This window comes from Paraburkholderia sp. 40, assembly GCF_050434105.1.
In the GTDB taxonomy this organism is placed as follows: domain Bacteria; phylum Pseudomonadota; class Gammaproteobacteria; order Burkholderiales; family Burkholderiaceae; genus Paraburkholderia; species Paraburkholderia tuberum.
In genome coordinates, this window is the sequence record NZ_JBNPVY010000002.1 from 1640009 (window position 1) to 1662860 (window position 22852).

Sequence of the window (22852 nt, forward strand, 5' to 3'; positions counted from 1 at the left end):
AAACGCCGTTGTTACTCGGGTCAGCCTGCCCTTGCAACATTGGGCGCTGACGACTCCATCCTCGTGCTTCGTTGGCGGGCTGTCGAGGTGGGAGTAATGCGGATCTATCAGATCAAAGTACTGTTTTCCGGTTCGACGTTCACACGAGGCCGGTCGCGTAATACACCGCGATCACGAAGAACACCGCGAGCGTCTTGATCACGGTGACCGCGAAAATGTCGCGATACGACTGCCGGTGCGTGAGACCCGTCACGGCGAGCAGCGTAATCACCGCGCCGTTGTGCGGTAGCGTATCCATACCGCCGCTCGCCATCGCGACCACGCGATGCAGTACTTCGAGCGGAATATGCGCGGCTTCCGCACCCTTGATGAACGTATCCGACATCGCGGCGAGCGCAATGCTCATACCCCCCGATGCCGAACCCGTGATGCCCGCCAGCGTGCTGACCGACACTGCGGCGTTGACGAGCGGATTCGGAATGCTTTTCAGCGCGTTGCTGACGACGAGAAAGCCCGGCAGCGCCGCGATCACACCGCCGAAGCCATATTCCGACGCGGTGTTGAGCGAGGCCAGCAGCGCGCCCGCCACTGCCGCCTTGGTGCCCACCGCGAAGCGCTGGCTGACGCGACTGAACGCCGTCACGACGACCATCACGATGCCGAGCAGCAGCGCGCCCAGCACGGCCCAAATCCCCACGAGAGCCTTGACGCTCGTTTCGACCGGTGCATGCAGCCCCGGCAGGATGTCCGGGGTGACCGTGAAGGACGGGCCGTACCAGGTCGGAATCCAGCGCGTCAGCAGGAAGTTCGCGACGCCGACCATGACGAGCGGCGCGACCGCCAGCAGCGGATGCGGCAGCTGCTTCGACTCGACGCGCTCCGGCTCGTTGACGAGGTCGGTGCCGTAACCCTCGCCGGTCGCCATCGCGGCGCGGCGGCGCCATTCCAGATACGACAGACCGACCACGATGATGAACAGCGAGCCGAGCACGCCGAGCGTCGGCGCGGCCCACGAGGTGGTCTTGAAGAACGTCGTCGGGATGATGTTCTGGATCTGCGGCGTGCCGGGCAGCGAGTCCATCGTGAACGAGAACGCGCCGAGCGCGATCGCGCCGGGCATCAGCCGCTTCGGAATGTTGCTCTGGCGATACAGCTCGGCCGCGAACGGATAGACCGCGAACACGACGACGAACAGCGACACGCCGCCGTAGGTGAGCAGCGCGCACACCGCGACGATCACCGCGTTAGCGCGCGAGCGGCCGATATAGCGGATCGCGGCCGCGACGATGGACTCCGAGAAGCCCGACAGCTCGATCACCTTGCCGAATACGGCGCCGAGCAGAAACACCGGGAAGTACAGCTTCACGAAGCCGACCATCTTGTCCATGAAGATGCTCGTGAAGACCGGCGCGACGGCGGCGGGTTCGGTTAGCAGGACGGCGGCGAGCGCCGCGATCGGCGCGAACAGGATCACGCTGTAGCCGCGATACGCAGCGAACATCAGAAACGCCAGCGCGGCGATAACGATGAGAAAGGTCATTGAGTCTCCATAGCCTGGTTGTTCTACATGTTTGCCGTCCCTATCGAGCGACGGCGCGGCGCGGTCGGAACGCAGGTTCCATGCCATGCCTGACGTTTTGCTGCTGGCCCGCCGTGGCGCATGGCGCGGCCGCGCAGCGGCGGGCCGAGGCATCGTTGGCGGATTGTACCCAAGCGTCTCCGAAACGGGACTTTCATCCGGTGAAGAACACCTGAAACCAGGGTAAGTCATGATGCATAAGGCCTATCGTGTGTCTCAATTTGGAGATAAATTCGTCCACCGATTGAGATTGATGCAATCAAAACGATAAGCGGAGACAGCGACAGCATGTTGACCGACTGGACGGGCCTGCCCGCCACCTATGACGACGTGCTTCGTCGGGCGATGGATTCGCTGTTTCGGACGTTCGAAAACTTCAGCGAAGGCACCTTCATCGTCGATGGGCAGGCGCGCGTCGTCTGGATCAACAAGCGGTATGCGGCGCGCTTCGGCTTTGCTGACCCGCAGCAGGCGATCGGCCGGGATTGCGAAGCGGTGATTCCAAACAGTCTGATGCGCGAGGTCGTCAACACCGGCAAGCCGATCCTGCTCGACATCATGGAGACCGATCGCGAGCCGCTCGTCGTCACGCGCCTGCCGCTCAAGGACGATGCCGGCGTGACGATCGGCGCGGTCGGCTTCGCGCTGTTCGACGAGCTGAAAGCGCTGTCGCCCCTCTTTTCGCAGTACTCGCGGTTGCAGCAGGAACTGATCGCGACGCGTCAGTCGCTTGCGCAGGCGCGCCGTGCGCGCTATACGTTCGGCAGCTTCGTCGGCACGAGCGCGGCGTCGCTCGAAGTGAAGCGCCAGGCGCGGCGCGCGGCGCAACTCGAAGCGCCGGTGCTGCTGCTGGGTGAAACCGGCACCGGCAAGGAGCTGCTCGCGCATGCGATTCACGGCGGCTCGGCGCGCGCGCACAAGCCGCTCGTCAGCGTCAACGTCGCGGCGATTCCCGACACGCTGCTCGAAGTCGAGTTCTTCGGCGCAGCACCCGGCGCGTACACCGGCGCGGATCGCAGGGGGCGGGTCGGCAAGTTCGAGCTCGCCAACGGCGGCACGCTGTTTCTCGACGAGATCGGCGACATGCCGCTACCGTTGCAGGGCAAGCTGCTGCGCGTGCTGCAGGACAAGGAATTCGAGCCGCTCGGCTCGAATCGGATCGTGCGCGCGGATGTGCGGATCATCGCGGCGACATCGGCCGATTTGCCGGCGCTCGTCGCGGCCGGGCGTTTTCGCGCGGACCTGTTCTACCGGCTCAACGTGCTGACGATCCATGCGCCGGCGCTGCGCGCGCGTCCGTCCGACATCGAGGCGCTTGCCTACGCGATGCTCGAGGAGTTGGCCGCGCAGGCAGGCGGCGGCAGCCACTTCGAATTGCACGACGACGCGTTGCGCCTGCTGTGCGCGTACGACTGGCCCGGCAACGTGCGCGAACTGCGCAACACATTGGAGCGCGCCGTGATGCTGTCCGACAGCGAGCGCATCGATGCGCGTGTGCTCGCGCCGTTCATCGGCTCGGGGCAGGGCGGCGCGGTGGCACCGGCGCGGACCCCGTCTGTCGCGGCCGCCAGCGTGGACGTGGCCGCCACCGCCGAACCCACCTCGTGGAGCGACGCGATGGCCGCGTTCGAAAAGCGCTTTCTCTGCGACGCGTTGCGCGCGAACGGCGGCCGCGTCATTGACACTGCGAAACAGATCGGCATGGGCCGCGCGACGCTGTACAAGAAGATCGCCGCGCACGGCATCGACGTTTGACTCGCCGCGCCCGGCCAGCCGCGCCGCGCCAACTGACGCAGCACGAGAACAGCGTGGCACAATCGCGAGATCGAAAAACAAGACGTGACCGGGGTCTCCATGAAATGCCTTTCCTTCTTCGCGCGCCGCTCACGCGGCATACTGGCCGTCGGCGCGATCGTCGCGCTTGGCGGTTGCAGCAGCAGCGCGCCGCTGTTCCTGCCGGACGGCCGTGCGACCACGCTCGTGCAATGCCCGGTCGGTTCCGACTCGTGCTCGCAACAGGCGGCCGCCAGTTGCAATGGCGCATTCGACGTCGTGCGCCAGTCGAGCGAGGGCGGCACGTTGAGCCTGATCTACGCCTGCCGCGCGACCGCGAAGTAAGCACCTGATGCCGTGCCGGTGCAATGCCGGCGCGCGCGGCTGGCCGATCCGTTGGCGGCCTTCGGTTTTTTTCACCTGTTCCCAGTTATTCCCTGCCGATTCCCGATGCGCTCGCTGACCACGCTCGTGTCATTCCGGTTACCACATGGCCGTCATAAATTCATGCGCCTAATGTGTGCCCGATAAGCGGTTAACATGCGAACTGGGTAAGTAAGCCACATGCGGCATTTTTACAACGTTGAGTCACCGCGCACCGATTATCCTTTGCGCCCGGACCACGATTTATCTTGACCTTCGAGGCGTCGAACGAAGTCGGTGCGGCAGGCAACGGAACGTGAAATTTGACAGCAGTATTCTTTTTTTAAACCGTGGGGGATTTAACCCCGGCGAGCAGAAATTGCCGGTTTTTTCCGACACAGAAGAAGTTCAGGAAGGTTTTTCGCTACTGGCGGGCATTACGTCGGGCCGCGCGGGCCAACGCGGCTTCATGCTTTCGATTTTTTTGCTTCAACACTAATTCAATAAAATCCGGGGAAAGCAATGAATCATCAGCAACTCGAAAAAGACATCGAGCATCTTGAGCACATAATTTCCCATATTTCCGCAGAAGACCGTATTCCTTTGTCTTACTGGCGTAACCGCCTTCAGCACGTTTCCGGCGCGGTTCTCGTGCCGGCGCAGGTAACCCGCGTCAAACGCCTCGATGCCGCGCTTTGCGCGTTGGAAAAACGGCAGAAAGCCTAATGTCATCATTGTGTCCGCCAATCGGGATCGGCAATTAGGAAAGCCGTCGTGTGCGCTTTCGCCGGACAGGTTTTATCTTTCGGTTTGATCGCCCAAAGCGACCTGGGCGCGCGCACGTTTTCTTTTACCGACACCGGATGAACATGCAGATTGCAGGACTTGCCGCGACCCGGCTCGCGACGCTGACCAACGCCATGCAGGGCTACGTGGAGCGGGGCGAAGTGGCGGGGGTGGTGTCGCTCGTATGGCGGCGCGGCGAAATCGGCTACTTCGAGCCGGCGGGCCTACGCGACGAAGCCGCGCAATTGCCGATGGAGCGCGACACGCTGTTTCGCATCGCGTCGATGACGAAGCCGGTGACGAGCGCCGCGATCATGATGCTGATCGAGGAAGACCGCCTCGCGCTCGATGCGCCCATCTCGCGGTGGCTGCCCGAGCTTGCCGCGCCGCGCGTGCTGCGTGACCCGACCGGCCCGCTCGACCAGACCGACCCGGTACGCGCGCCGATTACGGTGCTCGACCTGCTCACGCATCGCGCGGGTTTCGCGTATCACTTCACGGCGACGGGGCCGCTTGGCGAAGCCTACGCCGCCGCGTTCAACGGCTTCGAGGCGAGCGGCGACAACAGCGCGTGGCTCGCGCGTATCGCCGCGTTGCCGCTGATGTTCCAGCCCGGCTCGCGCTGGCACTACGGCGTGGCGACCGACGTGCTCGGCGTGCTGATAGAACGCGTGAGCGGCATGACTCTTGGGCAGTTTTTCCGCACGCGCATTTTCGCGCCTCTCGGCATGCGCGACACCGCGTTCTGGGTGCCCGACGCACAGCTTGCGCGCCTCGCCACCGCGTACAACATCGATCCCGGCACGCGGCGCCGTGTGGTCGAGGATCATGCGGCGGCGAGCCGCTGGGCCAATCCGCGACGCTTTCAGAGCGGCGGCGGCGGGTTGGTCTCGACCGCCGAGGATTATCTGCGATTCGCGCAACTGCTGCTAGGGCGCGGCCGCGTCGGCGACACACGGCTGCTGTCGCATCGCTCGGTCGACCTGATGCGCAGCAATTTCCTGAGCCGCGACCAGCGCCGCCTGCCTGCCTTCGGTCATGTGATCTGGGCGGGGCAAGGCTTCGGCCTCGGCCTGTCGATCGTCGATGATCCGGCGCAGCAATTGCCGCTCGGCTACCGCTCGCTCGGCTCGTTCGGTTGGCCCGGCGCGTACGGCACGAGCTGGTTCGCCGATCCGGTCGAGAACATGATCGGCCTGATGCTGATCCAGCGCCGCTCGATCGACCCCTTCCCGATGGCCATCGACTTCGAACGCCGCGTCTACGATGCGATCGACGATTGAGCGGGGCCGCCGCGCATGCGCTCGGCCGCGCGATTCACTATCCTGTGGTTTATTCGTCTGATAGTGTCCGCCAACCATTCATCGCGATTCATCGCAGTGCGTCCAACCGAGGGGGGAACACCGGCATGGCCTCTTACAAACAGCTGACTGCGCAACTCGAAAAACTTCACAAGGAAGTCGCAGCCGCGCGCGAAAAAGAAGTCTCGCAAGCTATCGCCGATATCAAGCAGAAGATTGCCGAATACGACCTGACCGCCGAAGAACTCGGCTTGACGAGCGCCTCGCCGAAGCCGCGCCGCAAGTCGTCGACGACGACGTCCGTCGCCAAGTACCGCAATCCGAAGACCGGCGAAACCTGGAGCGGCCGTGGGCGCTCGCCGGCCTGGCTCGTCGGCAAAAACCGCGAGCGGTTTCTGATCGAAGGTTGAGCTTCGTCGTGGGCGCCGATGCGTCCGTGTTCTCTGAAGTGATGCGTGGTTTGATCCGTTCCGCACCGTTGCAAAGGTCCCGAAAACGCTCACCTTTGCGTGACGCCTGAACGTACACGGCGATATTTACCGATGCATTCGAACCTCGCGGGATGCTTCGGTGAGCCAGGCTTTGTCGCGCGACGCACCTCCGCGGGTGCGAATCGCCATCGTGCCGCACCGCCCCGCGCCGCTCGCCGTAAACCCGCGACAGCCTTTTCTGGCGGGCGTTTCCAGGCGTCGAGCCGGAACCTGTTCATAGCGGTGCGAAGCTTTATCGCCGTTTTCCTGCGCATCACGTTGGTGGCGCCCGCGACCTGGCAGGTGCGTGCACGCGCTTCGCGATCCTCACCTTTGACCGCAAATCGATATTCGCCGCCGTAAGTCCCGAAAACGCTCACCTTTGCCAGAAGCATGCGCGGCGCGCCGACGCTCGCGCGGTCGCCCCGTCCGGTGCCGGAGCCCTTTCCCCCGGCCGTCGCGCCAGACGTGTATCATTCGCACCTTGCGCCGTTTTGCGCCAGCGATTTCCGCATTGTCGAACGCTGGGTCGTGACCCGTTCGCCACCCGTTTTCGGACGCGGCGCGAGCGCCGGCCGATCCGGGCCCGCGCCCGATTCTCGCAGCTCGACGCCGCCGCGCCACGCGCGGCATACCGGCCGCCCACGGCCGCCGGGAACCGCCTGAACCCCTTTCCGTGACCGCCAGACCCGATGTCAGTCTCCGAACTCAAACGCCGCCGCACGTTCGCGGTCATTTCCCACCCGGACGCGGGTAAAACCACGCTCACCGAAAAACTGCTCCTGTTCTCGGGCGCGATCCAGATCGCCGGTACCGTGAAGGGCCGCAAGAGCAACCGCTACGCGACGTCCGACTGGATGGAAATCGAAAAGCAACGCGGCATTTCGGTCGCGAGCTCGGTGATGCAGTTCGAGTACGGCGATTGCGTGATCAACCTGCTCGACACGCCGGGCCACGAAGACTTCTCCGAGGACACCTACCGTGTGCTGACCGCGGTCGATGCCGCCGTGATGGTGATCGACGGCGCGAACGGCGTCGAAGCGCAGACGCTGAAGCTGCTGGAAGTCTGCCGCAGCCGCAAGACGCCGATCGTCACGTTCATCAACAAGCTCGACCGCGAAGTGCGCGAGCCGCTCGAACTGCTCGACGAGATCGAGCAGCACCTCGGCGTGGCGGCGGTCCCTTTCACATGGCCGATCGGCATGGGCAAGGATTTCCAGGGCGTCTACGACGTCCAGCGCGATCAGGTGCGCGTGTTCCGCGCCGGTCAGGACACGGCCGGCGGCGCAGTCGAAACGCTGCAGGCGCTGAGCAACGAGGAAGGCGAGCGTCGTTTCGGCCACGCGTGGGTGCGTGCGAAGGAAGAAATCGATCTGATCAGCGGCGCGACGCCCGAGTTCGACCGTGAGCAGTTCCTCGCCGGCCAGCAGTCGCCGGTGCTGTTCGGTTCGGCGATCAACAACTTCGGCGTGAAGGAGATTCTCGACGCGCTGGTCGACCTCGCGCCGCCGCCGTCGATGCGCATGACCGTGCAGCGTCCGGTGCAGCCGGAAGAGTCGAAGTTCACCGGCGTCGTGTTCAAGGTGCAGGCGAACATGGACCTCGCGCACCGCGACCGCGTCGCGTTCATCCGCGTGTGCTCGGGGCGTTTCGAGCGCGGCATGGCGGTGAAGGTCACGCGCTCGAACAAGACGTTCCGCGCAAACAACGTGGTCACGTTCCTGTCGCAGCGTCGCGAGACGGTGAGCGAGGCGTATCCGGGCGACATCATCGGTATTCCGAACCATGGCACGCTGAGTCTCGGCGATACGCTGACCGAAGGCGAGCAGCTGCAGTTCGTCGGCCTGCCGTTCTTCGCGCCGGAAATTTTTCAGACCGTCGAAGTGGTCGATCCGATGCGCGCGAAGCAGCTCGGCGAAGCGCTGAAGCAGCTCGGCGAGGAAGGCGCGATCCAGGTGTTCCGTCCCGAAGCCGGCGGCCTGATGATTCTCGGCGCGGTCGGGCAACTGCAGTTCGAAGTGGTGTCGCACCGTCTGTCGACGGAATACAAGGTCGCCGTGCGCATGGCGCCGGCGCGTTACCGGCTGTCGCGCTGGGTTACCTGCGACGATGCGGCCGAACTGCGCCGCTTCACCGACTCGTACTCGGCGCGAATCGCGCTCGATGCGTCCGATGCGCCGACCTATCTGGCCTCGCACGTATCGGAGATCGAAGTCGCGCAGAAGGCGTGGCCGAAGATCGTGTTCAACGAGTTGCGCGAGCACTCGGGGGCGCCGTTCAGAAAGGCGATGTAAAACCACGAGTCCGCTGGTTTCGAAGCGAAAAAGCCGCGTCGTTCGACGCGGCTTTTTACTTTTCCGCCGCAACAACGTCCCGCACCAGCGCGCGACTTCGCCTATGCTGACGGAACCACCCGCCTCGCCGCGAAGCCGGCTCCAATTCCTGTCCAACCGCATGGTGCGCCCGTGACCGTTCGCAACCTCGACGCCTTGTTTCGCCCGAAATCCGTCGCCGTGATCGGCGCGTCCGAGCGGCCGGGCAGCACCGGCGCGATGGTCTGGGCGCGTGTGCTGGAAGGCGGCTTCGACGGCCCGCTGTGGCCGGTCAATCCGAAGCACGCGACGCTCGGCGTCCACCCGGTGATTCCCGACGTCGGCGATCTGCCGCAGGCGCCCACCGTCGCGGTGATCTGCACGCCGCCCGCGACGTGGCCCTCGCTGATCCATAAGCTCGGTGGCATGGGCACGCGCGCCGTAATCATCGTCGGCGAGGTGCGCAGCGATGAAGACCGGCTCGAGCTGCGGCACGCGCTGTCGGCGGCGCGGCCGCATCTGTTGCGCATCGTCGGACCCGGCAGTCTCGGCGTGGTGTCGCCGGCGCTCGGCGCGCATCTGGGCGCGCCGTCGTGCACGGTCAAGGCGGGCGGTGTCGCGTGGGTGTCGCAGTCGAATGCGCTGACCAACGCAGTGCTCGGCTGGGCACGAGCGCGCGGGCTCGGTTTTTCGCACGCGGTGGCGCTCGGAGCGGAGGCCGACGTCGATGCCGGCGACGTGCTCGATTACCTCGCGAGCGACCCCGGCACCCGCGCGATCCTGCTCGAACTCGACAGCGTGCGGGCGGCGCGCAAGTTCATGTCGGCCGCGCGCGCGGCGGCGCGCAACAAGCCGGTGCTCGCGCTGCGCTCCGGCCGCGACGATCCCGCCGACGGTCTCTACACAGCCGCGTTCCGGCGCGCGGGCCTCGTGCGCGTCGACGCGCTCGACGATCTGCTCGACGAAATCGAAACGCTCGGCGTCGGCCGCGTGGCGGCGGGCGCCACCGCCACGCTGATCACTAGCGACCGCGGTCTCGCGACGCTCGCGCGCGACGCGTTCACCGCCGCTGGCGGCCTGCTCGCGCCGTGGCCGGCCGCGGCGTCGGACGCGCTGCGCGAGGCGCTGCCGCTCGCGGTCGGCGGCAATCCGCTGCTGCTCGGCGACGGCGCGCGTCCTGAGCACTTCGGCACCGCCCTAAAGCTGCTCGGCGAGTATCGCGAGACCGGCACCGCCGTCGTGGTGCACGCATCGACGCATGGCGCGCCCGTCGACGACGTCGCGCAGGCGCTGATCGAGCATCAGCGCTTTGCGTATCGCGGGCTGCTCGCGTGCTTTTTCGGCGGTGTCGATGCGACGAGGCGCGACGCGCTGCATGCGCAGGGCATCCCGGTGCACACGACGCCGCAGCGGCTCGCGCGCGCCTTCGCCCGTCTGGTCGATTACCGGCTGGGCCGCGAACTGCTGATGCAAACGCCGGAAGGCCTGCCTGCGCAGATTCCCGAGTCGATCGACGCCGCCCAGGCGCAGGCTCGCGAAGCATTGGCGGCGGGCGCGAGCGAGCTTGCCGGGGCGGCGGCAGCGCGGTTTCTATCGCGGTTCGGGTTGCGGGTGGAGGGCGCGGAAGGAGGGGGCGCCCACGCGTCGGGCGCCGATGCGTCGGGCGCCGATGCCGACGGCGCCGCAAAACCCATCGTCGACGTCGCCGTCGAACTGCACGACGACGACAACTTCGGCCCCGTGTTCCGCTTCGCCGCACCGCCGATCGACGGCGTTTCCAGCGGGTTGCACGTGTACGGCCTGCCGCCGCTCAATCCGATGCTCGCGCGCGACATCGTCACGCGTTCGCACTACGCGAGGCTGGTCGCGCCGGAGCCTACGCTCGCGGCGTTGACGGCGGTGTCGCAAGCGGTTTGCGACGTGCGCGAGATCGTCGGCCTGTCGTTGAAGCTCAGGGTCTACCGGGACCGCGTGACGGTGGTCGATCCCGTGTTGCGGCTCGGCGCGCAGCGCAGCCGTCTCGCGATCGTGCCGTATCCGCGCCGCTTCGAGGAAACGATCGACTGGCAGGGGATGCGTGTAACGGTGCGGCCGATTCGCCCCGAAGACGAAAACGCGCATCGCGAGTTCGTGCAGGCGATGACGCCGGAAGATTTGCGGCTGCGTTTTTTCGGTTCAGTCGGCGCGTTCGACCACTCGCAACTGGCGCGCATGACGCAGATCGACTACGACCGGGAAATGGCGCTGATCGCGACGGTCGACAACGAAGACGGCGTCGCGCAGACGCTCGGCGTGGTGCGTGCGGTGGCCGATCCCGACAACGAGACGGCCGAATTCGCGGTGACCGTGCGCTCGGATCAGAAAGGGCGGCGCCTCGGCCAGTTGCTGATGCAGCGGATCATCGCGTACGCGCGGGCGCGCGACACGCACTGGCTGATCGGTGAAGCGTTGCGCGAGAACACCGCGATGATCGCGCTCGCGAAGGCCAGCGGCTTCACGATCACGCGGACCGATGACCCCGGTGTGGTCGGCTTCCGGATGGCGCTCGACGAAACGGCGGGGGCGGACCCGAAGTCCGCCGCGCAGAACCAGCCGGCGCGTTGAGCGGCTGACGTCGCGAGCCGCTCAACGCATGGCTTCACCGCCTCACGCCGCCAGCTTCTGTGCCGCCTCATCGACCTGCGCGCGCGTGACCGACAGCTCGTCGAGCCATGCCTGCGCATACACGGCGCCGGTTTCGTGTTCAAGCCGCGCGATCGTCGCGGCGCAGCGGTTCGCGTCCTTCAGCGTCGAAATGAACGCTTTCACCGACTCACCGCCCTTGAACGCGTCGAACAGCGGCACGCGAATTTCGTCGGGCAGCGCACGGGTGGTCCATTGGTACGGCTTGCCGTTGAACATCAGCGACGGCGGCAGCACGCGCTCCTTGCGCGCGGCCGGAATCAGGCCATAGGTGCGCGCCGCTTCGCCGATCTGCTCGGGCGAAAACAGCTCGTCGGGCGTGATGTGGAACTGCTGGATGAAGGTCTCGATGCTTTGCATCGCGGCGGCGCGGTCGTCGCGGCGCTTCTGCGCGTGGGCGACGATGTCGCGCAGTTCGTCGGCTTCTTCGGCGGTGATCGTGAAGCTCGACTGCTTCTGCTGGAGTTCGGAAAAACGCTGGAATTCGGAATCGGTCAGAAGTTTGGCCATTGCTCAATCGATGCGCACGCATGAGCCCGTCATGCGGCGTTATTTTGGAAGGGCCGCCATTCTAAACCATGTGCGCGTGCGCGCCGCCGCGCACCTTACCCGCAGCTTACCGATTACGCCGCCTGCTCGCGGAACATCGACAGCGCCTGCACCGTGTCGCGCAGCAGCGTGGTGGCCGCTTCGAGCGTCGGCGCAACGTATTCGTCGATCCGCCGCAGATACGGGCAGGTCAGCACCGCGCTCGCCTGTCCCGACGGCGCGAGTATCGGGAACGTCACGTCGGTGACGCCGAAGGTCTGCTGGCTGTCCTTCTGCCAGAAGCCCGCCGCGCGGATGCGCTCGCAGGCCTCCTCCAGCGCGTCGAGATCGAGCGTCACTTCGCCCTTCACCTTCGTGTGCTCCGCCAGCATCTGCTGGCGCTGCTCGACGCTCTGGAACGCGAGCATCACGCGCCCCGAACCGGTGTCGATCAGGCCGACCCGCGAACCGAGCCGCACTGACATGCCCCATGTGCCCGGTCCGTCGACTTGCGCAATCACCAGCAGGTTGCCGCGGTCGTAGACGACGAGGTGACAAGACTGCTCGGCCGCGTCGGCGAAACGCTGCATCAGCGGCAGCGCTTCTGCGATCAGCCGGTTCATTGGCGGATGACGGTGCGCGAGCGCGAACAGCTTCAGGCTCAGCGAGTAGCGGTCGCCAGCCGCCGAGCGCACCACGTATTGGCGCGCGACGAGGCGTTCGAGCATCCGGTACATCTCGCTCGCGTTGCGGCCCAACTGCCGCGTGATTTCGGCGCGCGTGAGTCCTTCCTTCTGCTCGGACAGTAGCTCGAGAATATCGAGGCCTTTATCCAGCGCGGGGGCGCGATAGCGGTCGTCGTCCTTGTCTTCGGCGTCCATCGTGAGGGTCGGAGAATTCGGTGTGGAGTTCTTATTATCTGGTGTGCGCGGGCGAGTGCGTAGCATTTCGCGAACTGGGTGGCCTATGTCCAGGGAAAACCCAGGCATCCGCGCCGCGTAGTTTTCTTGACTTGGAAAAATTCGAATATGAATAATACGTTCATTGGTGAATGAATGCACTTCCCAAGCGGTGCGCGGAGTGTGACCGCCGCGCCCTCGCCGCCGCATGGTAAAAAGACCACAAATCTGGAGACACGCTCATGTCGGCATCGATCGTATCGAAAATCGGGCAGCGGCGCCGTATCGGCCGCGGCTCGTTGCAGGTGAGCGGACTGGGGCTCGGCACGGCGCCGCTCGGCGGCCTGTACCGCGACCTGTCCGACGAGGAGGCCCAAGCGACGATCGCCGCCGCCTGGGACGCGGGTGTGCGCTACTTCGACACCGCGCCGCACTACGGCAACACCAAGGCCGAGCATCGGCTCGGCGCCGCGCTGCGCCACTATCCGCGCGGCGAGTATGTGCTGTCGACCAAGGTCGGCCGCCGCTTCGTGCCGCGCACGTCGCCATTCGACGACCGCGAAGGCTGGCAGAATCCGCTGCCGTTCGAAGCGATCTACGACTACACGCACGACGGCATTCTGCGTTCGTTCGAGGACAGCCAGCAGCGCCTCGGCATCATCGATATCGACGTCCTGCTTGTGCATGACATCGGTCGCGTCACGCACGGCGACCAGCATCCGCACTACTGGCGGCAACTGACCGAAGGGGGCGGCTTCCGTGCGCTCGAGCGCCTGCGCTCGACGGGCGCAATCAAGGCGCTCGGCCTCGGCGTCAACGAGGGCGCGGTGATCCTCGACGCGATGGCCGAGTGCGATATCGATTGCGCGTTGCTCGCGGGCCGTTATACGCTGCTCGAGCAGACCACCCTCGACGACCTGCTGCCCGCCTGCGAGGCGCGCGGTGTCAGCATCCTGCTCGGCGGCGCGTTCAATTCGGGCATTCTGGCGCGGGGCGTCGAAGGCGATCTGAAGTTCAATTACGGCGCCGCGCCGCCCGAGGTGATCGAGCGCGTCGCGCGTCTGGAGGCGGTATGCCGCGCGCATGACGTGCCGCTCGCCGCCGCCGCGTTGCAGTTTCCGTATGCGCACCCGGCGGTCGCCACCGTGCTGACCGGCGCGCGTAGCGCCGACGAATTGCGCGAGAACGTCGCGTCGTTCGAGCTGCCGATCCCCGCGGCCTTGTGGTCCGCATTGCGCGACGCGGGCCTGCTCGACCCCCGTGCGCCCGCGCCCGAGGACTGATCCGACCATGCCGATCGACGCTCACCAGCACTACTGGGACCCCGCGCGGGGTGACTACGAGTGGCTGACGCCGGAGCTGAAAATCCTCTACCGGCCGTTCGGGCCTGATGATCTGAAGCCGTTGCGCGAACAGGCCGGCATCGAGCGGACCGTGGTCGTGCAGGCCGCGCCGACGCTCGACGAAACCCGCTACCTGCTCGACATCGCGCGGCACGAGCCGTCGATCGCGGGCGTGGTCGGCTGGGTGCCGCTGTTGTTGCCGAACGCGCCCGATCTGATCGAGGTGCTCGCGCGCGAGCCGAAGTTCAAGGGCGTGCGGCCGATGCTTCAGGATCTGCCCGACGACGGCTGGATCGCGAACCCCGATCTCGCGCCGGCGATCGAGGCGCTGATCGCGCACGACCTCGCGTTCGATGCGCTGATCTACGCGCGTCACGTGCAATACGTCGAGATCTTCGCGCAGCGTTTTCCGGCGCTGCGCATGGTTGTCGATCATGGCGCGAAGCCGCCGATCCGCTACGGCCAGGCGGGCTACCCGGTATGGCGCGACGCGATCACGCGGCTGGCCGCGCTGCCGCAGGTGCACTGCAAGCTGTCGGGTCTCGCGACCGAGGCCTCGCCCGGCTGGACCGAGGACACGCTGCGGCCCTACGTCGAGCATCTGCTGAACACGTTCGGTCCCGCGCGGCTGATGTGGGGCAGCGACTGGCCGGTGCTCGAACTGAACGGCGACTATTTGCTCTGGCATTCGGTGGCGACCACGCTCGTCGCGTCGTTGAGCGACGCCGAGCGCGACGCCGTGTTCGGCGAGAACGCCGCCGCGTTTTATCGGCTTTGATTTCGTTAGCAGCCCATTCAACTGGAGTCGTAGATGACACAAAGACTGGCCGGCAAAACGGCCCTGATCACCGCGGCGGGACAAGGTATCGGTCTCGCCACCGCCGAACTGTTCGCGCGCGAAGGCGCGCGCGTGATCGCCACCGATATCCGCATGGACGGACTCGCCGGCAAGCCGGTCGAGGCGCGCATGCTCGACGTTCTGGATGGCGCGGCGATCAAGGCGCTCGCCGCGGAAGTCGTCACGATCGACGTGCTGTTCAACTGCGCGGGCTTCGTACACTCGGGCAATATCCTCGAATGCAGCGAGGAGGACTGGGATTTCGCGTTCGACCTCAACGCGAAGGCCATGTACCGTATGATTCGCGCGTTCTTGCCGGCCATGCTGGAGAAGGGCGGCGGCTCGATCATCAACATGTCGTCGGCGGCGTCGAGCGTGAAGGGCGTGCCGAATCGCTTCGCGTACGGCGCGTCGAAGGCCGCGGTGGTCGGGTTGACGAAGTCCGTCGCTGCGGATTTCGTCACGCGTGGTGTACGCTGTAACGCGATTTGCCCGGGCACGGTGTCCTCGCCGTCTCTCGAACAGCGAATCGCCGCGCAGGCTCAGGCGCAGGGCGCGTCGCTCGATGCGGTGCAGGCCGCCTTCGTCGCGCGTCAGCCGATGGGCCGCATCGGCAAGCCGGAGGAGATCGCCGCGCTCGCGCTGTATCTCGCGTCCGACGAGTCGTCGTTCACGACGGGCCAACTCCATGTAATCGACGGCGGATGGTCGAACTGATTCTGATTGACTGACGAACCGAACACTACTGAACGTAAAGGGAAGTGCAACGATGAAACTGCTTCGTTATGGGCCGAAAGGCCAGGAAAAGCCGGGCCTGCTCGACGCGCAAGACAAGATTCGCGATTTGTCGAAGGTAGTGGGCGATATCGACGGCGCTGTGCTCGGCGATGAAAGTCTCGCGAAACTGCGCGCGCTCGATCCGGCAACGCTCCCGGTCGTCGAAGGTAATCCGCGCGTTGGACCGTGCGTCGGCAAGATCGGCAAGTTCATCTGCATCGGCCTGAACTATGCGGATCACGCGGCGGAATCGAATCTGCCGGTACCGGCCGAACCGGTCATCTTCAACAAGTGGACGAGCGCGATCAGCGGCCCGAACGACGACATCGAAATCCCGCGCGGTTCGAAGAAGACCGACTGGGAAGTGGAACTCGGCGTCGTGATCGGCAAGGCGGCGAAGTATGTCGACGAAGCAAACGCGCTCGAGCACGTGGCCGGCTACTGCGTCATCAACGACGTGTCGGAGCGCGAATGGCAGATTGAGCGCGGCGGCACGTGGGACAAGGGCAAGGGCTTCGACACGTTCGGCCCGATCGGCCCGTGGGTCGTCACGCGCGACGAAGTCGCCGATCCCCAGAACCTGAGCCTGTGGCTCGAAGTGGACGGCCATCGCTACCAGAACGGCAGCACGAAGACGATGATCTTCAGTGTCGCGAAGCTGGTGTCGTATGTGTCGCAGTGCATGAGCCTGCAGCCGGGCGACGTTATCTCGACCGGCACGCCGCCGGGCGTCGGCATGGGCGTGAAGCCGAACCCGGTGTTTCTGAAGCCGGGGCAGACGGTGCGTCTGGGTATCGGAGGGCTGGGCGAGCAGACGCAGAAGACTTACGCGGCGGAGTAACGCGCTTTCTCTTTCCGTCATATCGCTCTGAAATGAAAGGCCGTTCCTGTTTCGCGCAGGAGCGGCTTTTTTCATGGCGTCCCGGCTTTAAGCCCCCGCCTCCTGCTCCCCGTTCTCTCCAATCCGATTCACAGTCCCCTGCGCAACCGCCACCAGCTTCTCGCGATTCCCCTCCATCACGAACACGCTGCACTGGCAGGTCGCCTGATGCCTGCCCGCATAGACCACACTGGCGCGCGCGATCAGCGTGCCCTTCACTGCCGGGCGCAGATAATTGATCTTGTACTCACCGGTCACGACTCTCGGACCCAGCGACAGCGCGCCAGCGAACGTCAATGCATTGTCGGCGAGATAGCTGATGACGCCGCCATGCACGAAGCCATGCTGCTGCCGCAGTTCATCTCGAATCGGCAGGCACAAGGTGAGCTCGTCGCTGCCGGCGTGCATCAACTCCGCGCCTAGCAGCATGCTGAACGGCTGGGCGTGCAGTGCGCCGCGCGCCCGGTCGAGTAGGTCGGTCATCGTGGTTCCTTCGTGCAGGGTCTGGGTAGTACATCGGTGCAACAAAACATCCGCGCGGCGTGCGTCACGCGGTCCCTACCCACTCTAGGAAGTGCCGCTGCGCTGCGCAAGGTGATTCCGCGCGACCAGCGACGCATTGTTGCGCAAAACAACCGCAATCGCGACGATCGACGATGAAACCCGCATGTAGAGCGCTTTTTGCGGGAATTGGCCTCAAGCCGCCAATCGGCCTGCCGTTAACCCTGGTGTACCCCCGTCATCCTTTGTTCCCAGGTGTCCACGATGTTCAGCAAGATCAAGGTCGCATCCGGCCTCCTATGTGTTCTGGCCGCGTTCTGCGTCTTCCAGCTCGTCACGGTAGGGTTGGGCTTCTGGTCACTGACGCGCACGCACGACGACGTCGGCGATCTGTCGAACATCGCGTTGAAGCAGGTCGACGCGGTCAACCAGACGACGCAGCGCCTGATGGACGCGCGCATCAACCTGTCGCGTGCCGGCACGCGCATGGTGCGCGGGGGCACCGAGCCCACGGACATCGTGCAGCACGCTCGCGAACAGCTCGCCGCCGCCGATCAGTCTTTCGCGGCCTTCATGAGCGCGCAGAAGACCAGCGACGAAAACAGCGCGCGCGCCGCCGCGCTCGCCGAACGCTACAAGACGCTGCATGGCGCGCTCGCGGAGCTCGCGCAGTATCTCGACTCGAACAACATCCAGGCCTTCCTCGATCAGCCGACGCAGTCGTTTCAGGACGCCTATCTGGCGGAAGTGCACAACTTCGGGCAATTCGGCGACGCCGCGAGCCGCGCGTCGCTCGATTCGATCGATGCGCGCGTGGCGGCGTTTCGCATCGTCAGCGTGGTGATTTTGCTCGTGCTCGTCGCCGGCACGCTCGCCGTCTATACGGCGCTGCGCCGCGGCGTCGTGGCACCGCTCGAGGAAGCGGGCCGCCACTTCGAGCGCATCGCCCAAGGCCGTCTCGATCAACCGATCGCCGCACGCGGCAGCAACGAAATCGGCCGTCTGTTCTCGGGCCTCGCGACGATGCAGGCAAGCGTCGCACGCACCGTCAAGAGCGTGCGCGAATCGGCCGACTCGATCCATCTTGGCGCCAACGAGATCGCGACCGGCAACGCCGATCTGTCGGCGCGCACCGAAAACCAGGCGGCATCGCTCGAGGAAACGGCATCGAGCATGGAGGAACTCACAGCGACCGTGCGCCAGAACGCCGATCATGCGCGCGAAGCCAATGCGCTCGCCGAGACCGCGCTTGACGCGACGTCGCGCGGCAGTGAAGTCGTCAATCAGGTGGTCGACAAGATGCGCGGCATCGCGCAGAGCTCGGACAAGATCGCCGAGATCATCTCGGTGATCGACGGCATCGCGTTCCAGACCAACATCCTCGCGCTGAATGCCGCCGTCGAGGCGGCGCGCGCGGGCGAGCAGGGCCGCGGCTTCGCGGTCGTGGCCGGCGAAGTGCGCGGCCTCGCGCAACGCAGCGCGCAGTCGGCGAAGGAAATCAAGACGCTGATCAGCGAATCGGTCGCGGAGATTCAGGGCGGCTCGACGCTCGTCGAGCGCGCCGGCGAAGCGATGGGTCATGTGTCGGCGTCGATCTCGCGCGTCACGCAGATGATGGCCGAAATCAGCGCGTCGTCGCTCGAGCAGAGCACCGGCATCGAGCAGGTGAATCAGGCGGTCGTGCAGATGGACGAGATGACGCAGCAGAACGCGGCGCTCGTCGAGCAGTCCGCGGCGGCGGCTGCTTCGCTGCATCAGCAAACCGAGCAACTGAAGCAGGCCGTTTCCGTGTTCGAAATTTCTGAAAGTGTGTTGCGTACGCAACAGCGCGGAGCAATGTCCGTCGCAAATGCTGATTTCGCATTGACCGGGATGCACGCCCTTTAAAGCGGCGACGCATGAAAACGACGCAGAAATAGAAAATGGCTCGCGTAAAGCGAGCCATTTTGCATTAAACGCAAGCGCCTGTAGAGGCACCTATCGTGACGTCCAAGTCTGTCTCAAAGTACCCAAAGGTACTTAGACCGGCTGGATGTTCGCAGCCTGCTTGCCCTTCGGGCCTTGCTTGACTTCGAACGACACTTTCTGGTTTTCCTGCAGGGACTTGAAGCCCGAAGACTGGATTTCCGAGAAGTGTGCAAACAGGTCTTCGCCGCCGTCGTCCGGGGTGATGAAGCCAAAGCCCTTTGCATCGTTAAACCACTTAACAGTACCTGTTGCCATTTTTGATCCAAATAAATGTTGTGTATTGCATCGCGACCGCAATTGCTCGAAGGCGAGAGCGAGCGCGAGGGGAGAGTTGTATCACGTCTTTATGACAGACGCCAATCAACCTGCATCCGGGTATTCCCCGGTTTTGATGTTTTTTCGCGCTTTGAGAACGTCTGACGAGAGCTTTTTTTGCGCCAGGGTTTACCAGCGACACTAAATTTCTCTCGCGACCCGGCGGCGGACATTCGTCCGTGCGTGCCGCACTTTATTGAGACGATCAAGCGTTGAACTTCATCTATCACTGGCCAAATTCGGCTAAGTTCCCGCTCGAAATTCGGCGTCCACAGGCAGCGCCGCGTAGGCGGTGGCCAGATGATAAGGCGTCGTTGACGGCATGTCCGTACGTGCAATTTCGCCGCTCGACGTCTTGCATTCGAACCAGCCGTGTTCATGCAAAAAGCATCGCTGAAAACGTGCGATCTGTTGCGGCAGCGCCGCGCGCACGGCAGGATCGTCGTGACTGGCGAGCGCGCGCAGATATTCCGTCTGCGCCCAGATCCGCTGGCTCGCGTCGCTGACCTTGCCAGCCTCGTCGAGCGATGCGCACACGCCGCCGTTGTCCGGGTTCACGCCATGCTGCTGCGCGAAGGTGAAGGCGCGCGCCAGCGCGTCGGTTAGCCCGGTGCCATCGAACAGCGCGCCCGCCTGCCTGACCAGCCAGTACCACTCGAACTGATGTCCCGGCTCCAGACGGTTGCCGCTCGCGCCGATCGGCAATTCGGCGATACAGCCGCTCGGCGCATGCACGAAGTGTCGCGCGACCGCGCCAGCGAGGCGGCGCAACGCGGCGCCGAAGACGTTGTCCCGCGTCGCCTCGCAGGCGGCGAGCCACGCTTCGGTCAGGTGCATCAGCGGATTCTGCAACGGCGTGCCGGTGACCTTCGAAAAGTCGAGGTTGAGCGCGGCGTTGAACAGATCGCCGTCGGCGGCGAAGTTCGACTGGATCAGCGCGGTCGTGCTGTGCACGAGCTTGAGCGCATCGAGGTTGTCGGAGCGCCGCGCGTATTCCGCGCAAGCGAACACGACGAACGCGTGCGTGTAGAGGTCCTTGGTGGTGTCGAGCGGCACGCCGAGCGCGTCGACGCTGTAGAACCATCCGCCGTGATCGGCGTCCCGAAAGGTGCGGGTCAGCGAATCGAACAGCACGCCCGCGTGTTCCATGTCGCCCGCTTGTGCAAATGTGAACAGCTGCCGCGCGCATGCCATCGCCCGATAGCGTTGCGCGGGCAGCGGCTCGCCTCCGGTGGCGTCGAGCGCTTCGTAGGGCAGCTGCAACGCGTGATTGAAGCCGGGCCCGCGCCACATCGGCAGCACCACGTTCGCGAAGTGCTCGCGCAGCGCGGTCACGGCGGTGGTCGTCGAAGCAGGGGGAGGGGGCGTGCTTGGCATCGTCGGTTGGTTCGGGCGCGCAACGCGCGCAGTGTGTCGGGGCAGCGTTCAGGGCGGCGTTTCAGGATCCCGCTCGCCGAGACTGCTGTGGTGTGCGGCCTAGCATAAAGCAAACGCCTCGCGCTGACACCTTGGGTCAAGCATCCGAAATGCTCGGCGCCGACACCGGGCGACAGACGCATCAGGCGCGACAGATGCACGAGCCGCATGGAATGCGCAACGCGAGGCGCACTGAGCTGCCGCCGCCGCTCATTTCGGATAAGGAGGAACAACAATGCCCGGTAATCTCGAACTCATTTCCCGTCTCGTGCTGGCCGCGATGCTCGGCAGCGTGATCGGCTACGAGCGGGAGCGGTTGTCGTGGGCGGCGGGCTTGCGCACGCACATGTTGGTCTGCGTGGGCTCGGCGCTCATCATGATCGTGTCCGCGTAATTCGTGATGCAGCAAAGCGACGATGTGAACGAGTGCGACGAAGTGATCATCACGCTGCATCGCGTGTCGAATGCGGAATACGAGTCGACCTGCGCTCGGCTTCGGCAATGGCAGGGCGTGCGGGAATTCCAGGGCGACGACGCGAAAGGGCGCAAATCGTCGGGGAATGGCTTCGGCACGGGCGGAGCGCCATGCGACAATGCTGGCTCTAAATATTCCAATGGCAATGACAAGCGGCATCCGGCGCCCCGTTCCTGGCGACGACCGCTTTTTCCTCTATGGCAGATTCCGCAGCATCCCCGCAGTCCATGCCCCCGCGCGTCGCTTCGAAGAAGCAGCGCCAGGGCGCCGTCTCCACCGAAACCGAAAACAAGCTGGCGCGCGCGGCGCGCTCGGCGCAACGCCTCGCGCAACTGAGCGGCGTCGCGCGCGACGACAGCACGCTCGACCTGTTCCCCGACGATCCGATCCGCGCGACGCTCGAGGCGATGAACATCGACGTCCGCCAAGGCACGCTGCACGGCTTCGAACTGCCGGACGTGGTGCTGCAGGCGGTCGGCGCATTCGATGAGCACGGGTCGCTCGACAAAACTGCGCGCCGCGCACCGCGTGCGGCGAAGCTGGATGCGTCGATGCCGGTGAACGGGCAGTTGAGCGGGTTTGACGTCGAGCCGGTGATGGCGGTTGCGGATGCGTCTGCAAACAAGCCCGCGAACGAGCCCGCGAACGGCGCCCCCGACAGCTCAGCGCCGAACGCCGCAGCAAACACCGACGACAAGCCCGCGGCAGTGTCGCGTGAGCCATCCGCGCCGCTCAGCTCGGCGATGGCCGCCGCGACCGTCGCGCGCAGCGTGACCGCGTTGCGCCAGGCGGCCGAAGCGGAGTCGGCTGCGACGGCGGGCGCGGGCAAGCCACAGCAGCGTTTCGTCGCGACGTTCGCGAAAGCCGCGACGGCATCGCGCGATGCTGCAGCTGCTACCGCCCCGGCTTCGCTTGCAACGTCCGCTGCGACCGACGGCAGTAGCATGAGCCAGTCCGCCGACGAGCCCGCGACGCGTACACAATCCGCCTCGCCAGAGGCCGTGACCACGAAACGGGACGACAAGCTCTCCGCCACCGCGCAGTTGACGACACCCCGGTCCTCGTCCGCAGACAACCACGCCGGATTCGCCACTTCCTCGCGCGACGCGCGCCGCACCGACGCGGCCGCCGCCGCACTACGCTCGGAGCCGGAACTCGACCGCGCGCGTGCCACCGCGTTCGCCGATACGGTCGATGCGCTCTATGGCGTGATCGCCGATCAACGCCGCGCCGCGACCGATCATTCGCGGCGCGTGAAATGGATGCTGTCGATCGTGGTCGGTGCGCTGCTGGTGACGGTGGCTATCGGCATCGCGCAGACGCTGCTGCTGATGCGCCTCACGCGCGAGACGACGGCGCAGCAACACCGCATCGAACAGATGATGCAGAACCAGCAAGCGGCGATGGTGAGCCTGCTCGACGTGCATGCGGCGACAGTGAACGCCGCGTCGGCGCCCGCGGCCACGACCCCCACCGCAGCACCCCCCGCCGCGCCCCTACAGCCCAGCGCGACGCCGACGCGCGCGCGGCACGCTCGCGCTTCGCACGGGCGCCCGCCGAGTCACTAAATCGGGGACGTTGTCGTCATGCAACACGTCCCGGCCCAATGACATCGAGGCAACCCGCCGCAGCGAAAATTTGCTGCA

20 protein-coding genes and 1 pseudogene are annotated in these 22852 nt (G+C 65.3%); 15 read left to right on the top strand and 6 right to left on the bottom strand.

Annotated elements, in window-relative coordinates; all coding sequences use genetic code 11:
• Nucleotides 1-139: 139 nt before the first annotated feature.
• Nucleotides 140-1540 (bottom strand): GntP family permease, encoded by a 1401-nt coding sequence (locus OKW28_RS08900; RefSeq protein ID WP_018424071.1) that lies wholly within the window; start codon nt 1538-1540, stop codon nt 140-142.
• A gap of 327 nt (nt 1541-1867) precedes the next feature.
• On the opposite strand from OKW28_RS08900, the gene OKW28_RS08905 reads away from it, so the two are divergent.
• The 8 genes from OKW28_RS08905 to OKW28_RS08940 all read left to right on the top strand — a co-directional run bounded on the left by OKW28_RS08905 (nt 1868) and on the right by OKW28_RS08940 (nt 11188).
• Nucleotides 1868-3334 carry a sigma-54 interaction domain-containing protein gene (locus OKW28_RS08905; protein WP_429444856.1) on the top strand — a complete coding sequence of 489 codons (1467 nt, stop codon included), beginning with the start codon at nt 1868-1870 and terminating at the stop codon, nt 3332-3334.
• Between the two features lie 99 nt (nt 3335-3433).
• Complete coding sequence (locus tag OKW28_RS08910) at nt 3434-3697, top strand: hypothetical protein (protein WP_429444858.1); 264 nt, start codon at nt 3434-3436, stop codon at nt 3695-3697.
• Nucleotides 3698-4031: 334 nt separating this feature from the next.
• On the top strand, nt 4032-4214 hold the full coding sequence (locus OKW28_RS08915) for a hypothetical protein (RefSeq protein WP_429444860.1): 183 nt from the start codon (nt 4032-4034) through the stop codon (nt 4212-4214).
• A gap of 23 nt (nt 4215-4237) precedes the next feature.
• Nucleotides 4238-4441, top strand: coding sequence for a hypothetical protein (locus OKW28_RS08920; protein ID WP_429444862.1), 204 nt, complete (start codon nt 4238-4240; stop codon nt 4439-4441).
• Nucleotides 4442-4584: 143 nt separating this feature from the next.
• A complete protein-coding gene (locus OKW28_RS08925) occupies nt 4585-5784 on the top strand; it encodes a serine hydrolase domain-containing protein (RefSeq protein ID WP_429446900.1) in 1200 nt (399 codons plus the stop codon).
• A gap of 125 nt (nt 5785-5909) precedes the next feature.
• Entirely contained in the window at nt 5910-6212 is a 303-nt protein-coding gene (locus OKW28_RS08930) for an H-NS family nucleoid-associated regulatory protein (protein ID WP_184057608.1), read from the top strand.
• Between the two features lie 752 nt (nt 6213-6964).
• Nucleotides 6965-8566, top strand: coding sequence for a peptide chain release factor 3 (locus OKW28_RS08935; protein WP_429444864.1), 1602 nt, complete (start codon nt 6965-6967; stop codon nt 8564-8566).
• Between the two features lie 171 nt (nt 8567-8737).
• The gene (locus OKW28_RS08940; protein ID WP_429444866.1) at nt 8738-11188 is read left to right on the top strand and encodes a GNAT family N-acetyltransferase; all 2451 of its coding nucleotides are present in this window, start codon (nt 8738-8740) and stop codon (nt 11186-11188) included.
• Between the two features lie 42 nt (nt 11189-11230).
• Here OKW28_RS08940 and OKW28_RS08945 read toward each other — a convergent pair whose 3' ends face one another.
• Both OKW28_RS08945 and OKW28_RS08950 read right to left on the bottom strand, forming a co-directional pair.
• On the bottom strand, nt 11231-11776 hold the full coding sequence (locus tag OKW28_RS08945; RefSeq protein WP_429444867.1) for a hypothetical protein: 546 nt from the start codon (nt 11774-11776) through the stop codon (nt 11231-11233).
• Between the two features lie 113 nt (nt 11777-11889).
• Complete coding sequence (locus tag OKW28_RS08950) at nt 11890-12675, bottom strand: IclR family transcriptional regulator (protein WP_090808230.1); 786 nt, start codon at nt 12673-12675, stop codon at nt 11890-11892.
• Nucleotides 12676-12935: 260 nt separating this feature from the next.
• On the opposite strand from OKW28_RS08950, the gene OKW28_RS08955 reads away from it, so the two are divergent.
• The 4 genes from OKW28_RS08955 to OKW28_RS08970 are packed head-to-tail and all read left to right on the top strand — an operon-like array spanning nt 12936 to nt 16492.
• A complete protein-coding gene (locus tag OKW28_RS08955) occupies nt 12936-13976 on the top strand; it encodes an aldo/keto reductase (protein WP_429333105.1) in 1041 nt (346 codons plus the stop codon).
• Nucleotides 13977-13983: 7 nt separating this feature from the next.
• Nucleotides 13984-14814, top strand: a complete 831-nt coding sequence (locus tag OKW28_RS08960) for an amidohydrolase family protein (RefSeq protein ID WP_184073095.1) — start codon at nt 13984-13986, stop codon at nt 14812-14814.
• Between the two features lie 33 nt (nt 14815-14847).
• Nucleotides 14848-15591, top strand: coding sequence for an SDR family oxidoreductase (locus OKW28_RS08965; protein WP_429444869.1), 744 nt, complete (start codon nt 14848-14850; stop codon nt 15589-15591).
• A 52-nt stretch (nt 15592-15643) separates the two neighbouring features.
• Nucleotides 15644-16492, top strand: a complete 849-nt coding sequence (locus tag OKW28_RS08970) for an ureidoglycolate lyase (RefSeq protein WP_429444871.1) — start codon at nt 15644-15646, stop codon at nt 16490-16492.
• 87 nt (nt 16493-16579) lie between these two features.
• Here the strand turns inward: OKW28_RS08970 and OKW28_RS08975 are convergent, their stop codons facing one another.
• A complete protein-coding gene (locus OKW28_RS08975) occupies nt 16580-17014 on the bottom strand; it encodes a PaaI family thioesterase (RefSeq protein ID WP_429333103.1) in 435 nt (144 codons plus the stop codon).
• Between the two features lie 282 nt (nt 17015-17296).
• On the opposite strand from OKW28_RS08975, the gene OKW28_RS08980 reads away from it, so the two are divergent.
• Complete coding sequence (locus OKW28_RS08980; RefSeq protein ID WP_429444872.1) at nt 17297-18919, top strand: methyl-accepting chemotaxis protein; 1623 nt, start codon at nt 17297-17299, stop codon at nt 18917-18919.
• 132 nt (nt 18920-19051) lie between these two features.
• Here the strand turns inward: OKW28_RS08980 and OKW28_RS08985 are convergent, their stop codons facing one another.
• Together OKW28_RS08985 and OKW28_RS08990 are read right to left on the bottom strand one after the other, a co-directional pair.
• Complete coding sequence (locus OKW28_RS08985) at nt 19052-19255, bottom strand: cold-shock protein (RefSeq protein WP_018424088.1); 204 nt, start codon at nt 19253-19255, stop codon at nt 19052-19054.
• A gap of 303 nt (nt 19256-19558) precedes the next feature.
• Nucleotides 19559-20692 (bottom strand): AGE family epimerase/isomerase, encoded by a 1134-nt coding sequence (locus OKW28_RS08990; RefSeq protein ID WP_429444874.1) that lies wholly within the window; start codon nt 20690-20692, stop codon nt 19559-19561.
• A 274-nt stretch (nt 20693-20966) separates the two neighbouring features.
• On the opposite strand from OKW28_RS08990, the pseudogene OKW28_RS08995 reads away from it, so the two are divergent.
• Nucleotides 20967-21122: pseudogene (locus OKW28_RS08995) on the top strand (MgtC/SapB family protein); the annotation flags it as partial.
• A 281-nt stretch (nt 21123-21403) separates the two neighbouring features.
• Complete coding sequence (locus OKW28_RS09000) at nt 21404-22774, top strand: hypothetical protein (protein WP_429444876.1); 1371 nt, start codon at nt 21404-21406, stop codon at nt 22772-22774.
• The last annotated feature ends 78 nt before the right edge of the window (nt 22775-22852 follow it).